Origin of the sequence: Nocardia asteroides (assembly GCF_900637185.1) — a bacterium.
Taxonomy (GTDB): domain Bacteria; phylum Actinomycetota; class Actinomycetes; order Mycobacteriales; family Mycobacteriaceae; genus Nocardia; species Nocardia asteroides.
In genome coordinates, this window is record NZ_LR134352.1 from 3,957,186 (window position 1) to 3,978,165 (window position 20,980).

Genomic DNA, 20,980 nt, shown 5'->3' on the forward strand with positions numbered 1-20,980 from the left:
CCCCGGGACACGACACCGCATCGCGGGGAGATCCGGGTGAACGACTGTGACGGCCGCCGCCGCGAGCCGTTCGGTGCGTGGGTGCGCGATCGGTTGTCGGGACGGTGGTCAGGACTCGATGGCCGGTCGCGCGATGATGAGAGGCACGTCGGCGCCGTGGAGGACGGTCTGGGCGACCGAGCCGAGCATCATGCCCGCGAAGCCGCCCCGGCCGTGGCTGCCCACGACGAGCAGCTGGGCGTGTGCCGCGGTGTCGAGCAGTGCTTTGGCGGGGCGTTCTTCGACGACTACACGTTGAACCTGGACCTCGGGATACTTCTCGGCGAAACCGGCGATGCTTTCGGCGAGTACGGCTTCGCCTTCGGCCTGCATCGTGGAGCGAGCTTCGTACCGGTAGAACTCCGACCAGGCGTGCACCGCGATCAACCGGACCTGGCGGCGGGCTGCTTCGTCGAAGGCGATCGCGACCGCGTCCATACTGCAGGCGGACCCGTCGACCCCGACGACGACCGCCCCCTGGGCGGACGCCTCCGACTCCGGGATCACGGCCACCGGGCAGCCGGCGTGGCGGGCGATCGAGGTGCTCACCGATCCCAGCAACGTGCGCCGAAACGCGCCGTGCCCTCGGCTTCCGACGACGAGCAGCCGCGCGGACTCACTGTTGTGCCGCAGCACCGCGACCGCGGATCCGGCCATCACATCGGTGGAGATCGTGATTCCGGCGATCGGCGCGGCGACCTCCGTGGCCTCCTGCGCTGCCTCGGACACGACGGTTTCACCGTGGCGGCGCAGCATGTCGAGGTCGTAGAGCGGGCCGGTCAGGCCCGGTCCGTAGTCGACGGGGACTTCTACCGCGAAGACGAGCCGCAGCTCGATCCGGTGATGCGCGGCGAACGCGGCGGCCCACCGCAGCGCGTGGCGTGACTGCTCCGATCCGTCGACGCCGACGACGACCGGCTTCGGATTCCCGGAAATGTTCATCTGGCTCCCTTTCTGCTCGGTGTCAGCGTGCGCCGGCCGACGCGACGCGCAGCAGGGTCAGGAGACCCCCGAGGGTGGGTCTTTCGTCGTGACCAACCGTGATCCCGGAAGGGACTTTCGCGGGCGAACGGCACTGTGTCGCAGGCGCGCGAGACGGAATCGTGAAAGTCACACCGCTCCACTCACCCGACAGTTCGAGGAGGACCCGATGTCCATCGAGACCCGGCCGGCTGCCGGCCCGCCGACGACGACCACGGAACCGAAGGTCAGCGGGATGCTGGCCCGGTACCTGCACGCGCAGCGGGAAACGATCATGGACGGGCAGGTCGCGGCCGGTCACGACGATCCCGATTCGGTCGTGGCACTGGTCAAGGCCGCGCGGCGAGCCCGTTGCGCGCTCAGCGCGCACCCGCAGGCAGTCCGCAGGCAGTCCGAAGTCCGTCGGCTCATCGAGGAACTGCGCTGGCTCGGCATCACTGTCGGCGCGGCACACGAATTGCGCACACAGTCCGCGCGCTTGCATGCCGCGGTCGATGTCCTGCGCCCACGGTATGTCCGTGGTCCGGTACCGGACCGAATCACCGAATACTTCGACAGCCGGAGCCGACCGGCCTGGATCGCCGCCCGGGACCTGCTGTCCTCGAACAGGTTCCCGGCCATGATCGAGGATCTGATGGCCGAGGAACGGCTGCTGCGGACCGGGGTCGTGCCCGGCATCGACGACCCGGACAACGCCGTGGTGCTCGCCGGGCAGCTGGCGCGCATCCGGCGGCGGATGCGCGCGGTCGGCAAGGCCAGAGACGAAGACGCCACCGACGCGGCGCTGCATGATCTGCGCAAAGCGGTGCGGCGCACGCGCTATTACCTGGAGTCGGTACAGGAGCTGGATCCGGCCCGCCACGCCCAGGCAGCCGCGGGTCTCACGGCTCTGCAGAGGCTGCTCGGTGAGTACCAGGACGCGGCGGTGGCCAAACATCACCTGATCCAGCTGACCCGGGAGGCCGAGAACGCGGGCGAGTCCACCTTCACCTACGGGCTGCTCATGCAGCGCGAAATCGACCGCACGGCCGAATACGGCGCGGCCCTGCCCGCCACCTATTGGCGATCGCTGCGCGACGCGCGGGTGATGGCCGACGTCCACAGCATGACGAGCTGAATTCGACACAGGAAAGGTACGACGATGACCACCAAGTCCCACCCCACCGAGCACCACACGCGGCCCGTCCTGGTCGCCGTGGACGGATCCGCGACCTCCTATCAGGCCGCGGCGTGGGCCGCCAACGAAGCCGTTCTGCACCACCTTCCGCTGCATATCCTGACCTCCGGGGCGCTGCAAACCGGGTTCGGACCCGGCATGTCCTTGGGCGAAGCCGACCTGGAATGGCTGCGTGCCGACGCCGAGCGCGTCGTCGGCGAAGCCCGGCGGGTAGCCTGCGCCGCCGTTCCCGACCAGAACCTCACCATCACCACCGAAGTCGCGTTCGAGCAGGCGGCACCCCTGCTGATCACGCGCTCCACCGACGCGGAACTCCTCGTGGTCGGCAGCCGCGGCCTCGGCGCCTTCCAGCGCGGACTGCTCGGCTCGGTCAGTCGCGCGTGCGCCCAGCACGCCCACTGCCCGGTCGCGGTCGTGCACGGCATCGCGGCCATCGACCCGGTCTCGGCGGCGATGCCTGTCCTCGTCGGTGTCGACGGCACCGCGAACAGCGTTCCCGCCCTGGCACTCGCCTTCGAGGAAGCCTCGCGCCGCAAGGTCGAACTCGTCGCACTGCATGCGTTCAGTGACGCCAGCGCCCTGGACCTGCCGGCGTTCGGGTGGGAGATGGGGCGCCAGCAGGCGGAAGCCGACCTGGCCGAGTCCTTGGCCGGGTACGCCGAGCGCTACCCCGACGTGCCGGTCCGCCGGATCGTCGTCGCCGACCGGCCGGTGCGGTCGCTGGTCGACGAGGCGGCATCGGCGCAGCTGGTGGTGGTCGGCAGCCACGGGCGCGGTGGATTCTCCAGCATGCTGCTCGGATCGACCAGCAACGCTCTGCTGCACGCGGTGGAAACCCCGACCATCGTGGTCCGGAACAGGGACTGATCCGATGACGTCGTCGACCTTCCGTACCGACGCGCTGCCGGCCGGCATCGTGCGGTTGTGGCGATGTCGCCCCTGGAGCGGCAGTCCGTTGATGAGCTGGCCCGAGCGAGCGCGGTTCACGGCGCGGGTGATCGCGGCGGTGATGCTGCTGGCCGCCGTGCCACTGGCCGGCGCGGTGGGCACCATCTCCTACACGGACGAAGCCGCGCTCATCGGCGCCGAGCGCCGCGACAGCGCCGCCGTGACGGCGGTGGTGGTCGCGCCGCCGGACTACGGTCCCGCGCACGTGCGGCGCGCCCAGGTGAGCTGGACCACCCAGGCGGGCACCGTCGTCGCGACGGTGCCGGTCTCCTCGGTGGCGGACGAGGGTGACCGGATCACGGTATGGCTGAACAGGTCCGGCGAGCCCGTGCGACCGCCGAGGGAGCAGGTCGTTGCGGTTTTCACCGGCATAGGAAGCGGGATCGTCGTGCTGGTGTGTGCCGGGCTGGCCGGTTGGGGCCTGATCTCGGCCACCGAGAGGCTCATCGGCTGGCAGCGCGGCAGGGTCTGGGACCGCGAAGCGTCCGCTCTCAGCCGATAGTCGGGAGACGCCGATGTGGTTGCGGTGGGTTGTTCTCGTCACCGCCGGTGAGTTGCTCGGATTCTCGATACCGGCGCTGGTCGCGACGTCCATGTGGGACCGGCCCGGAGTATGGCCGACGGTGGCACTGCTGGCCGCGGGCGCGGGCGAGGGCGCGGTGCTGGGCATATTCCAAGCGCGGGCGCTACGTCCGGCCATTCGTGATCTGAGCAATCGCGCCTGGGTTGCTGCGACGGCACTCGGTGCCCTGGTCGCCTGGTCGGTGGCGATGGCACTGACACGTGCCGATGTCGTGCGCGAATGGCCTACGAGCTGGGCGATCCCGGTGCTGTGTACGGGCGGCGCGGTGGTGATCGCAGCCCTCGGGGTGACCCAGTGGGTAGTCCTGCGCCGATATCTCACCAGGGCAGGCTGGTGGATCGCCGCCACCGCTCTGTCGTGGGCGGCTGGGCTCACGGTGTTCGCGCTGTTCACCAGCCCGCTGTGGCACCAGGGCCAACCAGCCGGGGAGATCGCCGCGATCGGCATCGCCGGCGGTGTCTTGATGGCTGCGGTCATGGCGGCGGTGTCGGGAGGCTTTCTGTCCTGGCTGCTGCGTCCATGACCCGATGCGAGCTCGAAAGGGCTTTGGTACCGACGGACGGTGGCCCTCGGCCCTTCTGCGAACAGCTCCGCTCGGCGCATCGTGGACGAGACGGTCGAAGGGCCGTGACCTGGCAGGAGGCGGACGATGTATTGGTATGACCACGATGTCAGTGGATGGGGATACGCGTGGATGGGCTTGGGCATGATCCTGTTCTGGGGCATGCTGATCGTCGGATTCGTGCTCGCGCTGCGATATCTGTTCCGGATGGAGGGGGAGCGCCGAGTGCATCCGGCGGCACCCGGCCCGGAACATGTCCTGGCGGAGCGATTCGCGCGCGGCGAGATCGACGCGCAGGAGTACGCGGACCGACTGGCCGTCCTGCGTTCCACCGCACAACGGTGACCCGCGGGCGACTGAGAAGGGTGTGGCCGTGGCTTAAACCTTCTTGACCACGCTGGACTTGAGCTGCATCGGCCCGATGCCGTCCACCTTGCAGTCGATGTCGTGGTCGCCTACGCCGTTCACCAGGCGGATATTGCGCACCTTGGTGCCCGCTTTGATGCCGGTGGGGCTGCCCTTGACCTTGAGCGTCTTGACGACGGTGACCGTATCGCCATCGGCGAGCACATTGCCGACGGCGTCGCGGATGACCGCGTCGACCGCCTCGGCCGAACCGGCGAGCGCCCATTCGTTGGCGCACTCGGGGCAGACCAGCAGGGCTCCGAGCTCGTAGGTGTACTCGCAGGAACACGCGGGGCAGGGCGGCAGCGTATCGCTCATCGGTGTAGTCCTTCGGTGGTAGGGATCAGGCGGCTTACCCAGTCCTGATAGCCTGTTTGCTAAAGTTAGCAAAAAGCCATACGGCGAGGTCCGGGCGGGTTCCCGCCGGGATGCCGGCGGCGTCAGAGCCGCGGCTCAGCTGGGCAGGGCGCTGACCACACCTGTTCGCGAGCCGTAGTGTCCATTGATTGCATAGTTTCTAAATTACAAAACTTGAAAGGATGATAGTTGTGATCGCGAGCCGTGGGCCCACGATGGTTCCTATCGAGCATCCGGCCATCTCGCGTCAGGTCGAGAAGGTCGCCGACCTGACTGTCGCGAACAGGCGGGACAGGGTGCGCGCGCGGCCGGCCGCACCGAAGTCGCGTCTGCTCGGTCACCGCTGACCATGCGGGCCCTTCTGCCGACCTGGTCGGAGTGGAAGCCCGCTTTCCGGGCGCCGGGCGCGGATCTGCTGTCGGGGCTGATCGTGGCGCTGGTGGCGTTGCCGCTGGCGCTGGGATTCGGCATCAGTTCCGGTCTCGGCGCCGCCGCCGGTCTGGCGACGGCGATCGTGGCCGGTGCGGTGGCCGCGGTGTTCGGCGGCTCCCGCTTCCAGGTGTCCGGCCCGACCGGCGCCATGACGGTGGTGCTGGTGCCGATCGTGGCCGAGCACGGTGCGTCCGGAGTGCTGACCGTGGGTCTGCTGGCCGGGCTGATGCTGGTCGGGCTCGCGTTCGCCAGGGTCGGGCGGGCGGTGCGGTTCATGCCGGCTCCCGTGATCGAGGGGTTCACCGCGGGCATCGCGGTGGTCATCGCGCTGCAACAGTTTCCGGGTGCGCTCGGGATCGCCGGCGCCGAAGGCGAGAAGGTCTGGCAATCGGCGGTCGATGCCGTGCGCCGGTTCGTCGAGGAGCCACACTGGACGGCGCCGGTGACGGCGCTCGCGGTGGCAGCGGTCGTCCTGATCGGCGGACGGTGGCGGCCGAAGCTGCCGTTCGCGCTGGTCGCGGTAACCGTGTCGACTGTCGTCGCGCGGATATTCGATCTGGATCTCGGGCGCATCGGCGCCATCCCCGCCGGGCTACCCGCGCCCTCACTCGAGTTCCTGCAGCTCGACGACATCGCCACCCTGCTGCTGCCCGCGCTCGCGGTCGCGGCCCTGGCCGCCCTCGAATCCCTGCTCTCGGCCACCGCCGCCGATGCGATGGCCGTGGGCACCCGTCACGATCCCGACCGCGAACTCCTCGGCCAGGGCCTGGCCAACATCGCCGCGCCGCTGTTCGGCGGCGTCCCCGCCACGGGCGCCATCGCCCGCACCGCGGTGAACGTGCGCTCCGGTGCCCGCACCCGGTTGGCGGCCCTCATCCACGCGGCGATCCTGGCCGGAATCGTCTATCTCGCCGCCGGACTCGTCGCCGACATCCCGATCGCCGCCCTGGCCGGCGTCCTGCTGGCCACCACCGTGCGGATGGTGGAGGCGGCCTCGGTCGCCGCGATCGCCCGAGCCTCTCGGGGGGACGCGATCGTCATGATGATCACCTTCGGCGTCACCGTCGCCTTCGACCTTGTCACCGCGGTGGTCATCGGCATTGGCTTCGCCTTGGTACTGGCCGTGCGTGCCATCGCTCGCGAGGCCACCCTGCAGCAGGTTCCCCTCGACGACACCGACCACCTCGGCGAGGAACATGCCCTGCTGCGCGACCACATCGTCGCCTACCGCATCGACGGGCCGCTGTTCTTCGCCGCCGCTCACCGCTTTTTGCTGGAGCTGGCCGAAGTCGCCGACGTGAAGGTGGTGATCCTGCGCATGTCCCGCGTCACCGCCCTCGACACCACCGGAGCCCTGGTCCTCAAGGACGCCATCAACAAGCTCGAACATCGCCACATCAGCGTCCTGATGTCGGGTCTGCGCGAGGACCATCGCGCCCGCCTGACTACCATGGGCGCGCTTCCGTCGGGTGGGGACGACGCCGTCTTTCCCGACACTGGTTCCGCCATTTCCCATGCTCGCCGGGTGGTATCGGCCCGTCGACAGCAGTAGGCGCATCAGCTGGTGCGGGGCGGACCTTCGATGGCCGACGCGGGATGACTTTCCGCCCGGTGAAGTGGGGCCGTTGTGCTCCTGGCTTTCCACCGCAGGAGTGCGAGGGTGGACATCGGTAGATGACTACGCACCGGCGGAACGGAGCGAGACGATGCGAGTGTGGCGAGTGGATCGTCCAGGACCGGTGGGTTCCTCCACTCCGCTGCGGTTCGGGGATGAACCTGTGCCCGTCGTCACCGGCGACGAATTGCTGGTGCGCGTGCTGTCCTGCGGTGTGTGCCGCACCGATCTGCACGTGGTGGAAGGCGACTTGCCGGTCCATCGCGAGGCCGTGACACCCGGGCACGAGGTGGTTGCCGAAGTCGTCTCCGTGCCGGAGGGATGCGACACGATCTCGGTCGGCGACCGAGTCGGCATCCCCTGGTTGCGGTACACCTGCGGAGTGTGCCGGTACTGCCTGCGCGGCGCGGAGAACGTGTGCCCGCGGTCGCGCTACACCGGGTGGGACGCCGACGGGGGGTACGCCGAATACGCCATGGTCCCTGTCGATTTCGCTCTGCCGCTGCCGGCCGGGTACAGCAACGAGGAACTGGCTCCGCTGCTGTGCGCCGGAATCATCGGTTACCACGCGCTGCTGCGGGCGGAGGTGCCGGACAACGGCGTCCTGGGGATCTACGGTTTCGGCGGCAGCGCTCATCTCACCGCGCAGATCGCCCTCGCGCGCGGCGCCAGGGTGCACGTGATGACCCGTGACGCGGCCGCCCGCGACCTGGCGCTGGAACTCGGCGTCGACTCCGCGCAGGGCGCCGCCGACCCCGCACCCGAGCCGCTGGATTCCGCGATCCTGTTCGCCCCGGTCGGCGAGCTGGTTCCGCCGGCGATGGCGGCGCTGGACGCGGGCGGCACCCTGGCCGTCGCCGGGATCCACCTCACCGATATCCCGGCGCTGAACTATCAGCGCCACCTGTTCCGGGAGCGCCAGATTCGCAGCGTCACGTCCAACACCCGCGCCCAGGCATCGGAGTTCCTCACGCTGGCCGGGCAATACCGGCTCCGCGTAACGACCCACCGCTATCCGCTCGAACACGCCGATCGCGCGCTGCGTGATCTGTCGCTCGGCCGATTCGACGGCGCGGCCGTGCTGGTTCCCTAGGCGGCGCCGAGCATCGCCCACCAGGAGTCCGCGAGACCCTCACAGCCCGGTCGGATAGGTTTCCGGCGTTCGCGCCGCGCTCCACCGGCTTGTGGGTTCGAGAGGCTCGAGCGCGGTGGTGTGGTCGATGTGGATGAGGGCATCGAACTGGTCGGCGGCACGAGCATGAAAGTAGTGGCTCCGACGTTCGGTTCCCGGGCGGTAGACGACGCCGATGGCTCGTTGCAGTCGAGGTAGGCCGAGCTCGTTCGAGGCGGCGTCCCCGGTATCCATCCGCACCATGAATTCACCCGTTCCGGAGTCGTGCAGCAGCGTCTCGATGCTGGACGGCAGTGCGGGACGGACCGTTTCGTGGATGGCGGTAACGCCCCATTCCTGTGCGGCGGTGACCGACCCGTAGTAGGTGCTCCAGCCGATCGTCCGGCAGTGTGCGCCGTGACGTTGCCGCATCAGCTGCCCCACCGTCAGCTGGCCCTCGGCACCGAACTCGGTGGCGCGAGCGTCGCCGACGTGCGAGTTGTGCGCCCAGACGACAATTTTCGGTGTATGTCCGCTGCGTGTGCGGTCGGGACCGCTGCCCAGATGCTCGCGTAGCGCGTCGAGCGTGTCGGCCATGTGCTCGTCACGCAGGTTCCACGAAGCGGTGTGGTCACCGAACATCGTGCGGTAGTACCGCTCGGCGTCGCGGACGGACCACGCGTTGCGCAGGGCGTCGAAGAGGTCTGCGGAGGCCTCGGTGCCGGTGGAGAACTCGGCGCGCGCCCGGCGTTGCAGTTCGACCAGTTGGGCGACGACCTGGTCCTCGCACATCCGGCCCGCACCGAAGGCGGCGCCGTATCCGTAGGCTTGGCCGTCGTCGGGCGCGGACTGGTCGAAACAGCTGTACCGAGCCATGGCGCGCCGCGCGGCGGCGGGGTCGGTACGTTCGAGGTAGTGCACGATCTCGTTCATCGAGCGGTGCAGGCTGTACAAGTCGAGACCATAGAACCCGGCGGTGGGTTCGTCGTCGCGACGCTGTGCGTCGTTGTGCTCACGAAGCCAGCCGACGAAATCGCGGACCACGGTATTGCGCCACATCCAGGCCGGGAACCGCTGAAACCCGCGCAGCGCTTCCTCGGCAGTGGTGTCGCTTCCGCGCGCGTGCACATACCGGTTGACGCGTGCGGCATCAGGCCAGTCGCCCTCGATCGCGACCGCCTCGAACCCCTTGTTCTCGATCAGCCATTTCGTCATTTCGGCTCGGGCGGTATAGAACTCGTGTGTTCCGTGCGTGCTCTCACCGATCAGCACGATGTTCGCTGTGCCGATCAGATCAGCGAATCGGTCCATGGGCGGAACCCCGCCGGGCGCGCTGATCGCGCACGCGCGGATCAGCTGCGCCGGGTCGGGCGCCGGGCGCGGCACTCCGACGGTCGGGGTGGACATCAGTGTCTGTACCTGGTCGTCGGTGACCTGTGTGAAGTCCCAATAGGATGCGCCGACGGCATGGAACGGCGACGGAATCGTCGCGCACACCACCTCGTCGACCATCGCCCCGAGCTCACGGCAGGTCGATTCCGGTGCGGCGGGAACAGCGACCACGATGCGACGCGGCTCCTGGGCGCGGATCGCCTCGACCGCCGCGAACATGCTGGCGCCGGTGGCCAGTCCGTCGTCGACGAGGATCACCGTTCGTCCCGCGACATCGAGCGGGCCGCGCCCACCGCGATAGGCGGCTTCCCGGCGCTCGAGTTCGGCCGCCTCTGCGGCGACCACCGCGCGAACCTTGTCGGAGGTCAGGCGCAGCGCGCGGACGACGTCGTCGGCGAGGACCACGCGGCCGCCGGCCGCCAGCGCGCCGAAGGCGAACTCCGGATTGCCGGGTACGCCCAGTTTGCGGACGACCAGGGCGTCCAACGGCGCGTTCAGGGCGGCGGCGACTTGCCAGGCCACCGGGATCCCGCCGCGCGGTAGCCCGAGCACGATCACGTCCTCGCTACCTCGATAGTGGCCGAGCAGTTCGGCCATGGCCTGGCCGGCCTCGCTGCGATCGCGGAAGATCCGGCGGGCGGAATCCTCGCGGAGCTTGATCGGGTTCATCGCTGCCTCGATTCGGTCGGTCAGCCCCGGTGCCGCCGACGCGGCGTCAGGGCTTCCTGGCGGGCAGATAGGTGGTGACGATGACCATGGCTGCGAAGATCGCGGCGATGATCACCGCGGCGACTGTCCAACTCATGACGGCTCCTTCGGGTCGGGATCGGCGGCCGCCGTGTCGGGCGACCGGGCTACCTGTGGTCGCCGCGGATTCGCCGGTTCGGCCGGTGCGGTCCGGGCGGATATCGCCAAGTGGCCTGCTTCTGATTGTCGATCTCATCGCGGTCTGCCGATACGGCATTTCGTCCTCCGTGGAGAGGGCGTTGGACCGTCCCAGAATCTCGGTGCCGCAGGCCGGCGGTTCACCTGCGAAGGAACGCCGGAGCAGGTTCGGTTCAGCGTGCGGGCGGTTGCGGCGAAGCCGGGGGCATCGCGTAATCCCATGTCTGACCCGGGCCCAGGATCCGTTCGACATCCTCGACGCAGACGCGGATGGGCGAGGCGGCGCTCGGGTGCAGGCGCAGGACGACGCGGCGGTGGGTCACGGTGACGGTGATGGGTTGTCCCCGATAGGAGATGGTGAATTCGGCGCTGTCGAGTTCGGCGGGCAGGACCGGATGCAACCGTAGTGTGTCGTCGCGGGTCTCGATGCCGCTGTAGCAGCGCAGCACCATGTCGGCGGTGCCCGCCATGGCCCCGATGTGGACGCCTTCCCGGGTGGTGCCTCGCTGCGTATCGGCCACATCGGCACGCAACGCCTGGGCGAACAGGCCCCACGAGCGTGCCCGGTCGGAGCGGGCGAGCACCCAGGCGTGCGCGAGGCGGCTGAGCGTCGATCCGTGACTGGTCCGGGCGATGTAGTAGTCGACGGTCCGGGGGATCAGCTCGGGCGGCAGGGCGTAGCCGAGGTGCTCGAACATCTCCCGCAGCTCTTCGGCCGAGAACAGGTAGAACAGCATGAGCACATCGGCTTGTTTGGACACCTTGTAGCGGTTGGTCGTGTCGCTTTCGGCCTGCAGGATCAGGTCGAGCCGTTCGATGTGGCCGTACTTGGCGGTGTAGGCGTCCCAGTCGAGTTCGTGCAGGTCCTCGTATCCTTGGAACTGGCTGATGATGCCGTCCCGGTGAAACGGCACCCGCAGGCGCCTGCTGATCCGGTCCCACTGCGCGGGCTCCTCGGCGCTGAGCTGCAAACGATCCCACAGCGGTCCGCAATCCTGTCCGTCCAGCAGTACCAGGATCTCGCGGGCCCGTCGCAAGACCCAGGAGGCCAGGACGTTGGTGTAGGCGTTGTTGCGAATTCCGCCGCCCTGGGCGCCCGGCTCGCCGTCGTGGAACTCGTCCGGGCCCATGACGGCATCGATGTCGAAGCGGTCGTCGCCGACGTCGTGTACCGCGAGGGCGGCGAACAGGCGGGCCACTTCGATCACCATCTCCGCCCCGTGGTCGATCAGGAAGCGGCGATCGGCCGTGGTCTGGTAGTACTGCCAGACGCTGTAGGCGATCGCCAGTCCGATATGACGCTGGCGGCTCGAATGGTCCGGAATCCATTGGCCGTTGCGGGGATTGAGCAGCATGGTCGGTGTCTCCTCGCGGCCGTCGCTGCCGCTCTGCCACGGATACAGCGCGCCCGTGAGGCCGGCTTCGCGTGCGGCTGCGCGGGCTCGGTCGAGCCTACGGTGCCGGTACTGCAGGAAGGCGCGCGTCAGCTCGGGCCGCCGCAATGTCAACATCGGATAGACGAACAACTCGTCCCAGAAGATGTGCCCCCGGTAGGCCTCGCCGTGCAACCCCCGAGCGGGAAGCCCGGCGTCGGTGTCGGGGTGTGCCGCGATCGTGGCCTGCAGGACATGGAACACGTGCAGGTTCAACGCGAGCCGGTGGTCGTGGCCGTCACCCAGCCGAATCCCGAACCGATCCCACAGCTGGGCCCACGCGGTGACGTGCGACGCCAGCAAGGTCGCGAAGTCGGGTGCCCCGCTGATGCGCTCCGCGACCTCGATCGCCGCGGTCGAGAGCGCGCGATCCCGGGAGGTGGCCACCGCAGCGATCTTCTCGGCGGTGATCGCGACGCCCGGGGTGACCGCACACTCGATCTGCTGTCCGGGGCAGTCGTCGTCGGCCATCGGCGTGCGTGCGATGACCACCGCATCGGGGACCAGGGTACGGATCGCGGTGGCGATGGTGACCGCCGACTGCTTGGTCACCGCCTCGTGCAGGACGGTCTGGGCGTCCAGTTCGTGGTGGCCGCCGGAGGTGAGGTGCTCGGCCTCGAGTGCCCGGTCCGCCGCCACGTTGCGGTTACCGACGCGGCCGTTGATCGCCGAGGTGAGAAGCACAGTGCCGGACCAGTTCTCGGCTTCCACCGTGACCTCGAGCGCGGCCAGGTGTGGGTGGGTCAGGGAATGGAATCTTCTCGTTGTGAGGCGGGTGGTCCGGCCCGCGTCGTCGCGGTAGCGGTCGATGCAGGTCAGGACACCGGCCCGGAGATCGAGATTCTGGTGATGGCTGAGCAGGTAGGGGGATCCGGGCGCCAATACCGGTCCATCGGACGGAGCGACAGTGAGGTAGGTCCAGTCCGGTGCGTTGACCAGATGCTCGGTGTCGACGGTCCTGTCAGCGACGTGTGACACGGCGCGGTTGTAGACGCCGGCGAAATAGGTGCCCGGGTAGTGGACGCCGTCCGCGGTGGAGCCCGGGATCGCTCCGCGGGAAGCCCAGTAGCCGTTGCCGGTGGTGCACAGCGCTTCGCGAGTGCCTTCCTGCGTCGGGTCGTAGTCGTCGTAGAGGAGGTTCCAGCCCCCCGGTCCGGCATTCGTGGCGCCACCGCACCAGCGTGGCTGGGAGCGCGGTGGGAAGTCGGGATGAGGGATCAGGGGCAGATCGGCCAGATCCGTGACGACGACATCGGCCCCGGCCGAGCACAGCGCCGCGCCGGAGCCGGTGTGATCGACGCCGATGACCAGGCCGAATCCGCCAGAATCCGCTGCCTGCACCCCGGCGGTGGCGTCCTCGAGGACGATGACCTCGTCGGGAGGGACGCCGAGCCGCCGGGCGGCTTCGAGGAACATGGCCGGATCGGGCTTGCTCGGCAGGGTGAGGCGCAGGGCGTCGGTGCCGTCGACGACGGTGGTGAACATGTCCGCGATCCCGGCGGCGGAGAGCACGGCGGCGCTGTTGCGGCTGGCGGTCACCAGCGCCGTCGGCACGCCCGCGGCATGGAGACCGGTGAGCAGCCGTGCGGCATCGGCGAACACCCGGACTCCGTCGCGAGCCAGCGCCTGGGTGAACAGTGCTTGCTTGCGCGCGGCGAGGCCGGGCACGGTGAGTCGATCGGGTGTGCCGGGCGGCAGCTCGATGCCACGCGCCGCCAGGAACGCCTGGATGCCCGCTTCCCTGCTGCGTCCGTCGACCAGGTCACGATAGTCGGTGGTGGGATCGAACGGTGCCACGTCAGAGCGGCCCAGCGCCGGGAGCGCCTCGTCGAACAGGGTTTTCCACGCTGTCGCATGGACCGAGGCGGTGTCGGTGACCACGCCGTCCATGTCGAAGACGACAGCAGCGTAGCCGTTGGCCGTCCGTGGCGACGGCAGATCGGCTGGGGACATCGCTTCGTCGGATCGCGCCGGCCGGAGCGGTCTTGTCGGGTGCACGTCTGTGATCGTGCGCTCGCGAACGGCGGCGCGGAAGTGCCCAAGGTCCGGTGGTGTACGGCCGAAGGTCAGATGCGGTCCACACCGATAGCCGAAGTCACCTCAGGAGGGGCCCTCGTGCCCTAATCGGCGGCCTTACACAGTGCGAGGGTGGTGGGACATTCGACGAAGGACGGACATCATGGACCGCGGATTGCCCGACGACAACACTGTCAAGGCGGTGCTCGCGCTCGCTGGGCGGGCACCGTCGGTGCACAACGTGCAGCCGTGGCGCTGGCGCATCACCGGCCGCGCCGTTCACCTGTATCTCGACCAGGAGCGGGCTCTTCCGGCGACCGACCCCGATCAGCGCGATCTGCTCCTCAGTTGCGGGGCCGCGCTGCACCACCTCACGGTGGCGTTCGCCGCGACGGGCTGGGCAGCGGTGGTGCATCGCCTACCCGATCCGCAGCAGCCGGACCATCTCGCATCGGTGACCCTGGTCGGCCATCGGCCGACAGACCAGGAGATCGCGATGAGCGCGGCCATCCGGCATCGCCACAGTGACCGCAGGCATTTCACCTCCTGGCCTATCCCGCCGGGCTGTCTCGGCCTGCTGACCGAGCGGGCGATGGCGCTCGGCGCGATCGTGCGTCCGGTCGACGACGCGGAACGAGCGCGGCTCGTGGTCGCCGCGCGCGCCGCGGCACGCACGCATGCCGCAGATCCCGACTATCGGTTCGAGACGGCGGTGTGGTCGGGGAGGCACGCGAGCTTCGACGGGGTCCCCGCCCGCAACATCCCGGCACCCCGGCCGGGCGACGAGCTGCCGGCCCGCACGTTCGCCGGCGCCGAACTGAACGACCCTGCCCGAGATGACGACCACGCCGAGGTGCTGCTGCTCGGCACCTCCTCCGACGACCGGATCTCCCGGCTGCGCGCGGGCGAGGCGATGAGCGCCGTCCTGCTGACCGCCACCAACATCGGATTGGCCACCTGCGCACTGACCGAGCCACTCGAGATTCCCGTCCAGCGGAACCAGCTCAGGTCCCGCATGCTCGGCGGCACCAGCTACCCGCAGGCCTTCATCCGGGTCGGTTGGGCGCCCACGAGCAGTGAACCGCTTCCCGCGACACCACGCCGTCCGGTCGGGGAGGTACTGCTCGACACCGAGACAGACCTCTGACGCGGGCCAACCAGCGGACCATCGGCGGCAACCACACGTGATCACCGCCGATGGTCCGCAAGTGTCGAATCGGGCCTGCGCGCAGCCCCGCCGCGGGTCGGGTGACCGGCGCGGTGGGGCCGAATCACCCTGGTGTGCCGACCTTCTCACAGTTCATCGGCGGGCGCCGTCGGCAGGTGCTGCGCGCAGATCGCGTCGACGAATTCGCCGACCGTCTGATCGGGCAGGCGGCGGGCGAGGTCGGCTTCGGTGATGATGCCGACGAGTCTTCCTTGCTCGGTGACCGGAAGCCGGCGAATCTGATGTTGCTCCATGACGGCGAGGGCGTCCTCGATGTCGACACCGACATCGAGGGTGACGAGCGCGTCTCCTTGTGCCAGTTCGCCGGCGGTGGTGGTCGCGGGGTTCTCGCCGAGCGCGACGACTTTCACGACGATGTCGCGGTCGGTGACGATCCCGACGGGATGCCCTTCGCCGTCACAGATCGGCAGCGCGCCGATGTCGAGCTGATGCATCCGGCGAGCAGCGTCGGCCATGGTGTCGCGCACGCTGATGAAGGCGACATCGGGGTGCATGACCGCTTCGGTGGTTGTCATGGCGTTCCTCCTGATTCGATGGTGTGAAAATGTCCGCGGCCGGTTCGGCTGAGCACCTGGCCGGCGGGGTCTCTCCGGATGTGCCCGAATCCGTGGGCACGTCCGAGCAGGCGGTCGATGCCGGTCGGCGCGGTGGTCGAGGGCGGAACGACGGTCACCGCGCAGCGGGTGTGCCACAGGGCGGTGCGCGCCATGCCGTGCAGGAATGGCCGTAGTGCCTGCGGATCTCGTGGCACGACGATCAGTTGGGCGGTGCCGCCGAATTTCTCGAGTGCGGTGCGCGCGTGCCCGAAGTAACTGAGCACGCTGATCCGGACGGTGGGAAAGCGTCGGCGTAGTTCGGTGATCGTTGCCTCGACGTCCGCGCCGTTTTCTGGCGAGGCGCGCACGACGGGCCGGGCGAGTTCGATCACGACTACATCGGTGGCACGCTCGTACGCGGCGCGCACGGCCGCTGCCAGTGCGTCGCCGGGACCGGAGCTCGCCGGATCGACGACGGCCAGCACCGGGCCGACCGCCGCTGCCGCGCAGGGCAGTGGCCGAACCACCGTGACGGGGCTGTGGGCCGCCGAGGCCACCGAGGTTGCCACCGAACCGAGCAGCCCCCACGCGGCCGAACCGCTGCCGACGCTGCCTACCACGACTTCGGACGCCGCCGCGGACAGCTCGATCAGGGCTGCCGCCGGATTTCCGCACAGGGTCAGCTCGGTGATGTCGGGGGGCGGCGCGGCCGACGTCCGGGCCCACCGATCGATGACCGACCGGTGGGCCTCGGCCAGGACGTCGGATCCGCGTGGCACGGAGGCGCGACGGCGCACGACATGGACCAGCCGCAACGGCGCGTGCCGGGCCTCTGCCGCGACCGCGGCCCACTGGGCGGCGCGGATCGCCGTCGGAGATCCGTCGACGGCGGCCACTACCGGGGCCTTGTCGATGTGCCGCCGGATCTCGTCATGCGCCGGTGCGTTCATCGTCTGCCGTCCGGAACAGCGGATACGCCCAGCTGCGTCGCCCAAGCGGTTGCCCGTTCGATCTCACCGGCACGCAACGGGCCGGTCATGTCTTCGACGAGGAAGTCCGCCGGTGCGTCGGCGAGCTGGTATCCGAGGCGACGCAGCCGCTTGCCGATACCTTTCGCCGCCGAACCGGGCAGCCAGGGTGGATGCGCGATCTTGGTCCCGAAGGCGGCGGCCGCGCGTGGTGCCGGCACCGGCAGCGCCGCGTCGAGCCATTCGCGGACCCCGATCTCGACGTCGACCGGTGCGTCGGTCTGCCCGGCCGCGTCCTCCCGGGTCGCGGCGCGGCTGAGACCGAAGGCATGCGTCGGGCCGCCCACGATCAGCAGGTCGACATCGGGTGCGGGGCGGTTCACGGCCTCGGTCACCGGGCACATCGACACCTCGAACCGCGGCTGCAGGCCGACCGCGACAGCTTCGGCGATCTCGGCGGTATTGCCGAACATCGATTCATACACGATCTGTGCGCGCATCAGTTCCATTCCTTCCAGCGCCGAGTGGTGCTGCCGGTCGGCAGCGGCGGGGCGCCCAGTGCGGCGACGACGACCGCCAGCATCACGCACACCGGTTGCAGCCAGGTCAGTTCTCGTAACAGCAACAGCTGCAACAGGATCCAGCCGATCAGCGCACACGCGGCGACCATGGTCGTCTGCGTCGTGCGCGGGTCGTCCTGGGCGGTGAGCGCGACGACGGTCATGGGCAGACCGACCACCAGGGCCAGCGCGACGCCGGCGACCACGGGGCTCTGCCACGGCAGCCGGCTCTCGGTCACCGGGCTCAGTGCGAGCACACCGGTGATCAGGCCGAGCGCGCCGGCGAATGCCCACGTCGCCAGCAAGCCCGCGATCAGGCACAGCACGGCTCGACGTGGGTCGAGCCGGCGCAGGTAGGTCGAGATCATGGTTACCAGCCTGGCGGTAAGGGCCGGGTCCAGGTCAGGGGCGAAGGTCCCGTACGCCGAGGACCCTCGGCCCGATCCGGTGACGTGCGGCAATCGGTTGTTTCCGACGTGGCGACCGCAGTCGCGGCCTTTGACGCCGAGACGAGTTGGTCGGCCCGGCGCGCCCGCAACGCCCTCCCGAATCACGGGCGAACCCGCGGACTGGTCAATCGTGGTGGACGACCATGACCGGGCATTCGGCGTGCTGCACGAGCCAGTTGCTGGTCGAGCCGAGCAGCAGACTCCGGAAACCGCCGCGTCCGCGGCTGCCGACGACCAGCAGTTGCGCGGTCTGGGACCAGCGCGCCAGGTTCTCGCGCGGGCCGAACAGCTCGATCTCGCGGCGCACGACGACATCGGGGAACTGTTCGGACCACCCGGCCAGCCGTTCGGCGAGCAGGGCCTCCTCGCCGACGGCGAAGTCCTCGATCGGCATCGCCAGGTAGCTGGTGCCGCCGAACTGTCCTTCCGACAGGTCGCTCCAGGCATGCACCGCGACGAGTTCGCTACGGCGCAGCGACGCTTCGGCGAACGCGGCGCCGACAGCGGGTTCACCGACGCTGCTGCCGTCCACACCGACGACGACGGGGCCGGTGCGCCGCTCCGGATCGGTCCCGCGCACGATCACCACCGCCCCACGCGCGTGCGCGGTCACCGCCAGCAGGGTCGAGCCCAGGTGCGCGAGCGATCCGGCCGAGGCCCGGACGCCGAGGACCGTCAGATGCGCGTGGATGGAGGCGTCGATCAGTGTGCGCGCGGGATTGCCGGTCGTGAGTTCGGTGGTGACCGTGATCGACGGTGCCACCGCGAGCGCGTCTTCGCGGGCGGCGGCCAGCATCTTCTCGGCGGCCAGCCGGATGTCCTGCATGGTGGCGTAGATGAACGCGTCGTAGGCGCTGCGTGGCGTCCGATCGGCGATCGGGTTGGCGCAGTGCACCAGGTGCAGGGCGCGCCCACGATCCGCGGCGGCGCGGGCCGCCCAGCGCAGGGCGGTGAGCGATCCCTCGGATCCGTCGATGCCGACGACGATCGCGGCCGAGGCCGTCAGATGAGGGTTGTCGGTGTATTCGGTCATGGTCGACTCCTGGGTCTGGGTGGGTTGTTGGGCTCGGGGTAATCGTCACGCGGACGAGACCGCGGATACGTCGACGGGATCGGCCCAGGCGGCGAACGCGACATCGAGGGAGTCGCCGAGCGTGAGGCTGGTGTCGACGACGACAGCGTCGACCCAGTCGGTGTCGGAGGCCGCCATCGCGTCGGCGATGTCGGCAGTCGCGTCGGAATCGCCACCCTGGCGCGCGCGAATCCGTCTGTGGGCGAGGTCGCGCGGACAGACGCACCGCAGGGTGACCAGTTCGGCGCAGACCTGCTCGGCCAGTGCGCGGGCGCCGCGTCGCTCCTCGTCACGAATCCAGCTGGCGTCGAGGATCACCGGGACTCCGCGGGCGAGCAATTCCCTCGCGCGATCGAACAGCGCGTCATATACCGCGGCCTTGGCGGTGGCGGAATACCGTCCGGCGCCGAATCTTCCGGTATCGCCGTCGATTTCTCCGCAGCGTGCGAGTTCCTTGCGGAGATGGTCGGTACCGAGGACCACCGATCCGGTCCGGTCGGCCAGGTGCGCGGCGAGGGTCGATTTCCCGGTGCCGGGCAGCCCTCCGATCAGCGTCAGGCGTACCGTCCCGGCCGCGAGGTGGTGCGCGGCGATGTCCAGGTGACCGCGTAGTCGCGCGCCGGCGCCGGTGTCGCCCTGGCCGGCGCGGATCAGATCGACTTTCGCGCGCACCATCGCTCGATAGGCGATGTAGTGGTCCACAAGCGAAGCGGGTACCGGATCATCGGTCACGCGAAAGTAGTCGGCGAGCAATCGCCGTGCCAAGTCGGGATGGCCGAGAAATTCGAAGTCCATGGCGAGGAAGGCGATGTCGTCGACCCGGTCGACATGGCGCAGATCGTCGTCGAAATCCAGGCAGTCGAGTACCCGGAAGCCGTCGGGTAGCTCGAAGATGTCCTCGGCGAGCAGATCGCCGTGCCCGTCGACGACGCGACCCTGGGCGATCCGGTCGGCGAACAGCGCGGCCCGGCCGTCGAGGTACCGCGTCGCACGGTGCTCGATCCGCGCGAGGACCATCGGATCGACCAGTTCGGTGGCGTCTCGCAACGGACCCAGCAGAGAGCGCCACCGCGCGCGCACGGCATCGCGGCCGCCCGCTCGATCGATCTCAGCGCTACGCTGCGCCGTGTCGTGGAAGCGGGCCAGCAGTTCGACGAGTGCGGTGAGGTCCGGCGCCGGGACCGCGTTCGCGGTTATAAGGACCGACAGCCGTCGCTGTTCCGGCATGCGGCGCATGACCAGAATCGGCTCGGCCGGTCCACCCTGCGGGTCGTCGAGGTGCGCCACCCCGAGATAGACATCCGGAGCCAGCCGGACGTTGAGCGCCAGTTCGCGCGCACAGGCTTCTTCCCGGAGCGCGGCGGAGCTGAAGTCGAGGAAGTCGGTTCGCACCGGCTTCTTCGATTTGTAGGCGCGCCCGCCACACAGCACCACCACGGCGGTATGGGTCTCGTGGACCTGCGCCGGGAGAGCGGCTGGGTTCATGAGGGCAGAACCAGCGAGGCGCCCGCGGTCGCGCCACCGTCGAGGACGAACTCCGAGCCGGTCGAGAACGTCGCCTCGGTGACGATGAACCCGACCATCGCGGCGACTTCCTCGGGCTCACCGAAGCGCGGAAGGGGTTGGCTCGCGGCGATACCCGGGTCCATCTGCGCGGTCATGGGGGTGTGGATGGGGCCCGGATGCACCGAGCAGACCCGGATGCCCGCGCCACCGAGTTCCAGCGCGGCGGCTTTGGTCAGGCCACGCAGGGCCCATTTGCTGGCGACGTAGCCGGCGATGCCGGAGTACCCGATGAGGCCCGCCGTGGACGACACGTTGACGATGACCCCGCCGCCCGCGGTTCGCAGCAACGGTGCGGCCAAGTGCATGCCGAGCCAGGAACCGACGAGGTTCACGTCGAGGACGTGGCGGAACCGCGACGGCGATTCGGTTTCCACGCCGCCGAAGTCGACGATGCCCGCGTTGTTGATCAACACCGCGAGCGGACCGAAGTTCGCTTCCGCGTCGTCGAGTACGAGTCGCCATTCGTCCTCGTCGGTGACGTCGAGGTGGCGGAACATGGCCTGGGGTCCGAGCGCGTCGGCGGTGGCGCGTCCTTCGTGCTCGAGCAGATCGGCGACGACGACACCGGCACCGGCCTTGACGAGGGTGCGCGCGACGGCCGCGCCGATGCCACGTGCGCCGCCGGTGACGACGACGCTGCGTCCGTGGAGATCAGTCATGATGAC

The 20,980-nt window shown here is 69.3% G+C and carries 19 protein-coding genes; 8 read left to right on the top strand and 11 right to left on the bottom strand.

Annotated features, from left to right (window positions below; translation table 11 throughout):
- Window positions 1-108: 108 nt before the first annotated feature.
- Complete coding sequence (locus EL493_RS18580; RefSeq protein WP_019046808.1) at window positions 109-981, bottom strand: universal stress protein; 873 nt, start codon at window positions 979-981, stop codon at window positions 109-111.
- Between the two features lie 208 nt (window positions 982-1,189).
- On the opposite strand from EL493_RS18580, the gene EL493_RS18585 reads away from it, so the two are divergent.
- From EL493_RS18585 to EL493_RS18605, 5 genes are all read left to right on the top strand, one after another.
- Window positions 1,190-2,137, top strand: coding sequence for a CHAD domain-containing protein (locus EL493_RS18585; RefSeq protein WP_019046809.1), 948 nt, complete (start codon window positions 1,190-1,192; stop codon window positions 2,135-2,137).
- 24 nt (window positions 2,138-2,161) lie between these two features.
- Window positions 2,162-3,064, top strand: coding sequence for a universal stress protein (locus tag EL493_RS18590; RefSeq protein WP_019046810.1), 903 nt, complete (start codon window positions 2,162-2,164; stop codon window positions 3,062-3,064).
- Window positions 3,065-3,068: 4 nt separating this feature from the next.
- Window positions 3,069-3,647, top strand: coding sequence for an Rv1733c family protein (locus tag EL493_RS18595; RefSeq protein WP_019046811.1), 579 nt, complete (start codon window positions 3,069-3,071; stop codon window positions 3,645-3,647).
- Window positions 3,648-3,660: 13 nt separating this feature from the next.
- Window positions 3,661-4,251, top strand: a complete 591-nt coding sequence (locus tag EL493_RS18600; RefSeq protein WP_019046812.1) for a hypothetical protein — start codon at window positions 3,661-3,663, stop codon at window positions 4,249-4,251.
- Window positions 4,252-4,377: 126 nt separating this feature from the next.
- Window positions 4,378-4,635, top strand: a complete 258-nt coding sequence (locus EL493_RS18605) for an SHOCT domain-containing protein (RefSeq protein ID WP_022566961.1) — start codon at window positions 4,378-4,380, stop codon at window positions 4,633-4,635.
- Between the two features lie 33 nt (window positions 4,636-4,668).
- On the opposite strand, the gene EL493_RS18610 is transcribed toward EL493_RS18605, so the two are convergent.
- Complete coding sequence (locus EL493_RS18610) at window positions 4,669-5,013, bottom strand: zinc ribbon domain-containing protein YjdM (RefSeq protein ID WP_019046814.1); 345 nt, start codon at window positions 5,011-5,013, stop codon at window positions 4,669-4,671.
- Between the two features lie 388 nt (window positions 5,014-5,401).
- Between EL493_RS18610 and EL493_RS18615 the strand changes: the two genes are divergently transcribed.
- Window positions 5,402-7,036 carry a SulP family inorganic anion transporter gene (locus tag EL493_RS18615; protein WP_019046816.1) on the top strand — a complete coding sequence of 545 codons (1,635 nt, stop codon included), beginning with the start codon at window positions 5,402-5,404 and terminating at the stop codon, window positions 7,034-7,036.
- A gap of 154 nt (window positions 7,037-7,190) precedes the next feature.
- Window positions 7,191-8,192, top strand: coding sequence for a zinc-binding alcohol dehydrogenase family protein (locus EL493_RS18620; RefSeq protein ID WP_022566960.1), 1,002 nt, complete (start codon window positions 7,191-7,193; stop codon window positions 8,190-8,192).
- 39 nt (window positions 8,193-8,231) lie between these two features.
- Here the strand turns inward: EL493_RS18620 and EL493_RS18625 are convergent, their stop codons facing one another.
- Together EL493_RS18625 and EL493_RS18630 are read right to left on the bottom strand one after the other, a co-directional pair.
- On the bottom strand, window positions 8,232-10,271 hold the full coding sequence (locus tag EL493_RS18625; protein ID WP_019046818.1) for an erythromycin esterase family protein: 2,040 nt from the start codon (window positions 10,269-10,271) through the stop codon (window positions 8,232-8,234).
- 389 nt (window positions 10,272-10,660) lie between these two features.
- Entirely contained in the window at window positions 10,661-13,873 is a 3,213-nt protein-coding gene (locus EL493_RS18630) for a beta-phosphoglucomutase family hydrolase (RefSeq protein ID WP_022566959.1), read from the bottom strand.
- A 226-nt stretch (window positions 13,874-14,099) separates the two neighbouring features.
- Here EL493_RS18630 and EL493_RS18635 point away from each other — a divergent pair, with 226 nt between their 5' ends.
- The gene (locus EL493_RS18635) at window positions 14,100-15,083 is read left to right on the top strand and encodes an Acg family FMN-binding oxidoreductase (protein ID WP_019046821.1); all 984 of its coding nucleotides are present in this window, start codon (window positions 14,100-14,102) and stop codon (window positions 15,081-15,083) included.
- A 146-nt stretch (window positions 15,084-15,229) separates the two neighbouring features.
- Here the strand turns inward: EL493_RS18635 and EL493_RS18640 are convergent, their stop codons facing one another.
- The 7 genes from EL493_RS18640 to EL493_RS18670 all read right to left on the bottom strand — a co-directional run bounded on the left by EL493_RS18640 (window position 15,230) and on the right by EL493_RS18670 (window position 20,974).
- On the bottom strand, window positions 15,230-15,679 hold the full coding sequence (locus tag EL493_RS18640; protein ID WP_019046822.1) for a CBS domain-containing protein: 450 nt from the start codon (window positions 15,677-15,679) through the stop codon (window positions 15,230-15,232).
- Window positions 15,676-16,650, bottom strand: coding sequence for a universal stress protein (locus EL493_RS18645; protein ID WP_019046823.1), 975 nt, complete (start codon window positions 16,648-16,650; stop codon window positions 15,676-15,678). The genes EL493_RS18640 and EL493_RS18645 overlap by 4 nt, the downstream gene beginning before the upstream one ends.
- The gene (locus EL493_RS18650) at window positions 16,647-17,168 is read right to left on the bottom strand and encodes a flavodoxin family protein (RefSeq protein WP_022566958.1); all 522 of its coding nucleotides are present in this window, start codon (window positions 17,166-17,168) and stop codon (window positions 16,647-16,649) included. Before EL493_RS18650 ends, EL493_RS18645 begins: the two co-directional genes overlap by 4 nt.
- A complete protein-coding gene (locus EL493_RS18655; RefSeq protein WP_019046825.1) occupies window positions 17,168-17,596 on the bottom strand; it encodes a hypothetical protein in 429 nt (142 codons plus the stop codon). Before EL493_RS18655 ends, EL493_RS18650 begins: the two co-directional genes overlap by 1 nt.
- Window positions 17,597-17,801: 205 nt before the next feature.
- Entirely contained in the window at window positions 17,802-18,710 is a 909-nt protein-coding gene (locus EL493_RS18660) for a universal stress protein (RefSeq protein ID WP_019046826.1), read from the bottom strand.
- Between the two features lie 45 nt (window positions 18,711-18,755).
- Entirely contained in the window at window positions 18,756-20,234 is a 1,479-nt protein-coding gene (locus tag EL493_RS18665) for a bifunctional aminoglycoside phosphotransferase/ATP-binding protein (RefSeq protein ID WP_019046827.1), read from the bottom strand.
- Window positions 20,231-20,974, bottom strand: coding sequence for an SDR family oxidoreductase (locus tag EL493_RS18670; RefSeq protein ID WP_019046828.1), 744 nt, complete (start codon window positions 20,972-20,974; stop codon window positions 20,231-20,233). The genes EL493_RS18665 and EL493_RS18670 overlap by 4 nt, the downstream gene beginning before the upstream one ends.
- Window positions 20,975-20,980: the final 6 nt, after the last annotated feature.

Excerpts from the sequence above, each read along its gene's own strand:
- EL493_RS18580 (WP_019046808.1), bottom strand. The coding sequence starts at position 981 with ATGAACATTTCCGGGAATCCGAAGCCGGTCGTCGTCGGCGTCGACGGA.
- EL493_RS18585 (WP_019046809.1), top strand. The coding sequence starts at position 1,190 with ATGTCCATCGAGACCCGGCCGGCTGCCGGCCCGCCGACGACGACCACG.
- EL493_RS18590 (WP_019046810.1), top strand. The coding sequence starts at position 2,162 with ATGACCACCAAGTCCCACCCCACCGAGCACCACACGCGGCCCGTCCTG.
- EL493_RS18595 (WP_019046811.1), top strand. The coding sequence starts at position 3,069 with ATGACGTCGTCGACCTTCCGTACCGACGCGCTGCCGGCCGGCATCGTG.
- EL493_RS18600 (WP_019046812.1), top strand. The coding sequence starts at position 3,661 with ATGTGGTTGCGGTGGGTTGTTCTCGTCACCGCCGGTGAGTTGCTCGGA.
- EL493_RS18605 (WP_022566961.1), top strand. The coding sequence starts at position 4,378 with ATGTATTGGTATGACCACGATGTCAGTGGATGGGGATACGCGTGGATG.
- EL493_RS18610 (WP_019046814.1), bottom strand. The coding sequence starts at position 5,013 with ATGAGCGATACGCTGCCGCCCTGCCCCGCGTGTTCCTGCGAGTACACC.
- EL493_RS18615 (WP_019046816.1), top strand. The coding sequence starts at position 5,402 with ATGCGGGCCCTTCTGCCGACCTGGTCGGAGTGGAAGCCCGCTTTCCGG.
- EL493_RS18620 (WP_022566960.1), top strand. The coding sequence starts at position 7,191 with ATGCGAGTGTGGCGAGTGGATCGTCCAGGACCGGTGGGTTCCTCCACT.
- EL493_RS18625 (WP_019046818.1), bottom strand. The coding sequence starts at position 10,271 with ATGAACCCGATCAAGCTCCGCGAGGATTCCGCCCGCCGGATCTTCCGC.
- EL493_RS18630 (WP_022566959.1), bottom strand. The coding sequence starts at position 13,873 with ATGTCCCCAGCCGATCTGCCGTCGCCACGGACGGCCAACGGCTACGCT.
- EL493_RS18635 (WP_019046821.1), top strand. The coding sequence starts at position 14,100 with ATGGACCGCGGATTGCCCGACGACAACACTGTCAAGGCGGTGCTCGCG.
- EL493_RS18640 (WP_019046822.1), bottom strand. The coding sequence starts at position 15,679 with ATGACAACCACCGAAGCGGTCATGCACCCCGATGTCGCCTTCATCAGC.
- EL493_RS18645 (WP_019046823.1), bottom strand. The coding sequence starts at position 16,650 with ATGAACGCACCGGCGCATGACGAGATCCGGCGGCACATCGACAAGGCC.
- EL493_RS18650 (WP_022566958.1), bottom strand. The coding sequence starts at position 17,168 with ATGCGCGCACAGATCGTGTATGAATCGATGTTCGGCAATACCGCCGAG.
- EL493_RS18655 (WP_019046825.1), bottom strand. The coding sequence starts at position 17,596 with ATGATCTCGACCTACCTGCGCCGGCTCGACCCACGTCGAGCCGTGCTG.
- EL493_RS18660 (WP_019046826.1), bottom strand. The coding sequence starts at position 18,710 with ATGACCGAATACACCGACAACCCTCATCTGACGGCCTCGGCCGCGATC.
- EL493_RS18665 (WP_019046827.1), bottom strand. The coding sequence starts at position 20,234 with ATGAACCCAGCCGCTCTCCCGGCGCAGGTCCACGAGACCCATACCGCC.
- EL493_RS18670 (WP_019046828.1), bottom strand. The coding sequence starts at position 20,974 with ATGACTGATCTCCACGGACGCAGCGTCGTCGTCACCGGCGGCGCACGT.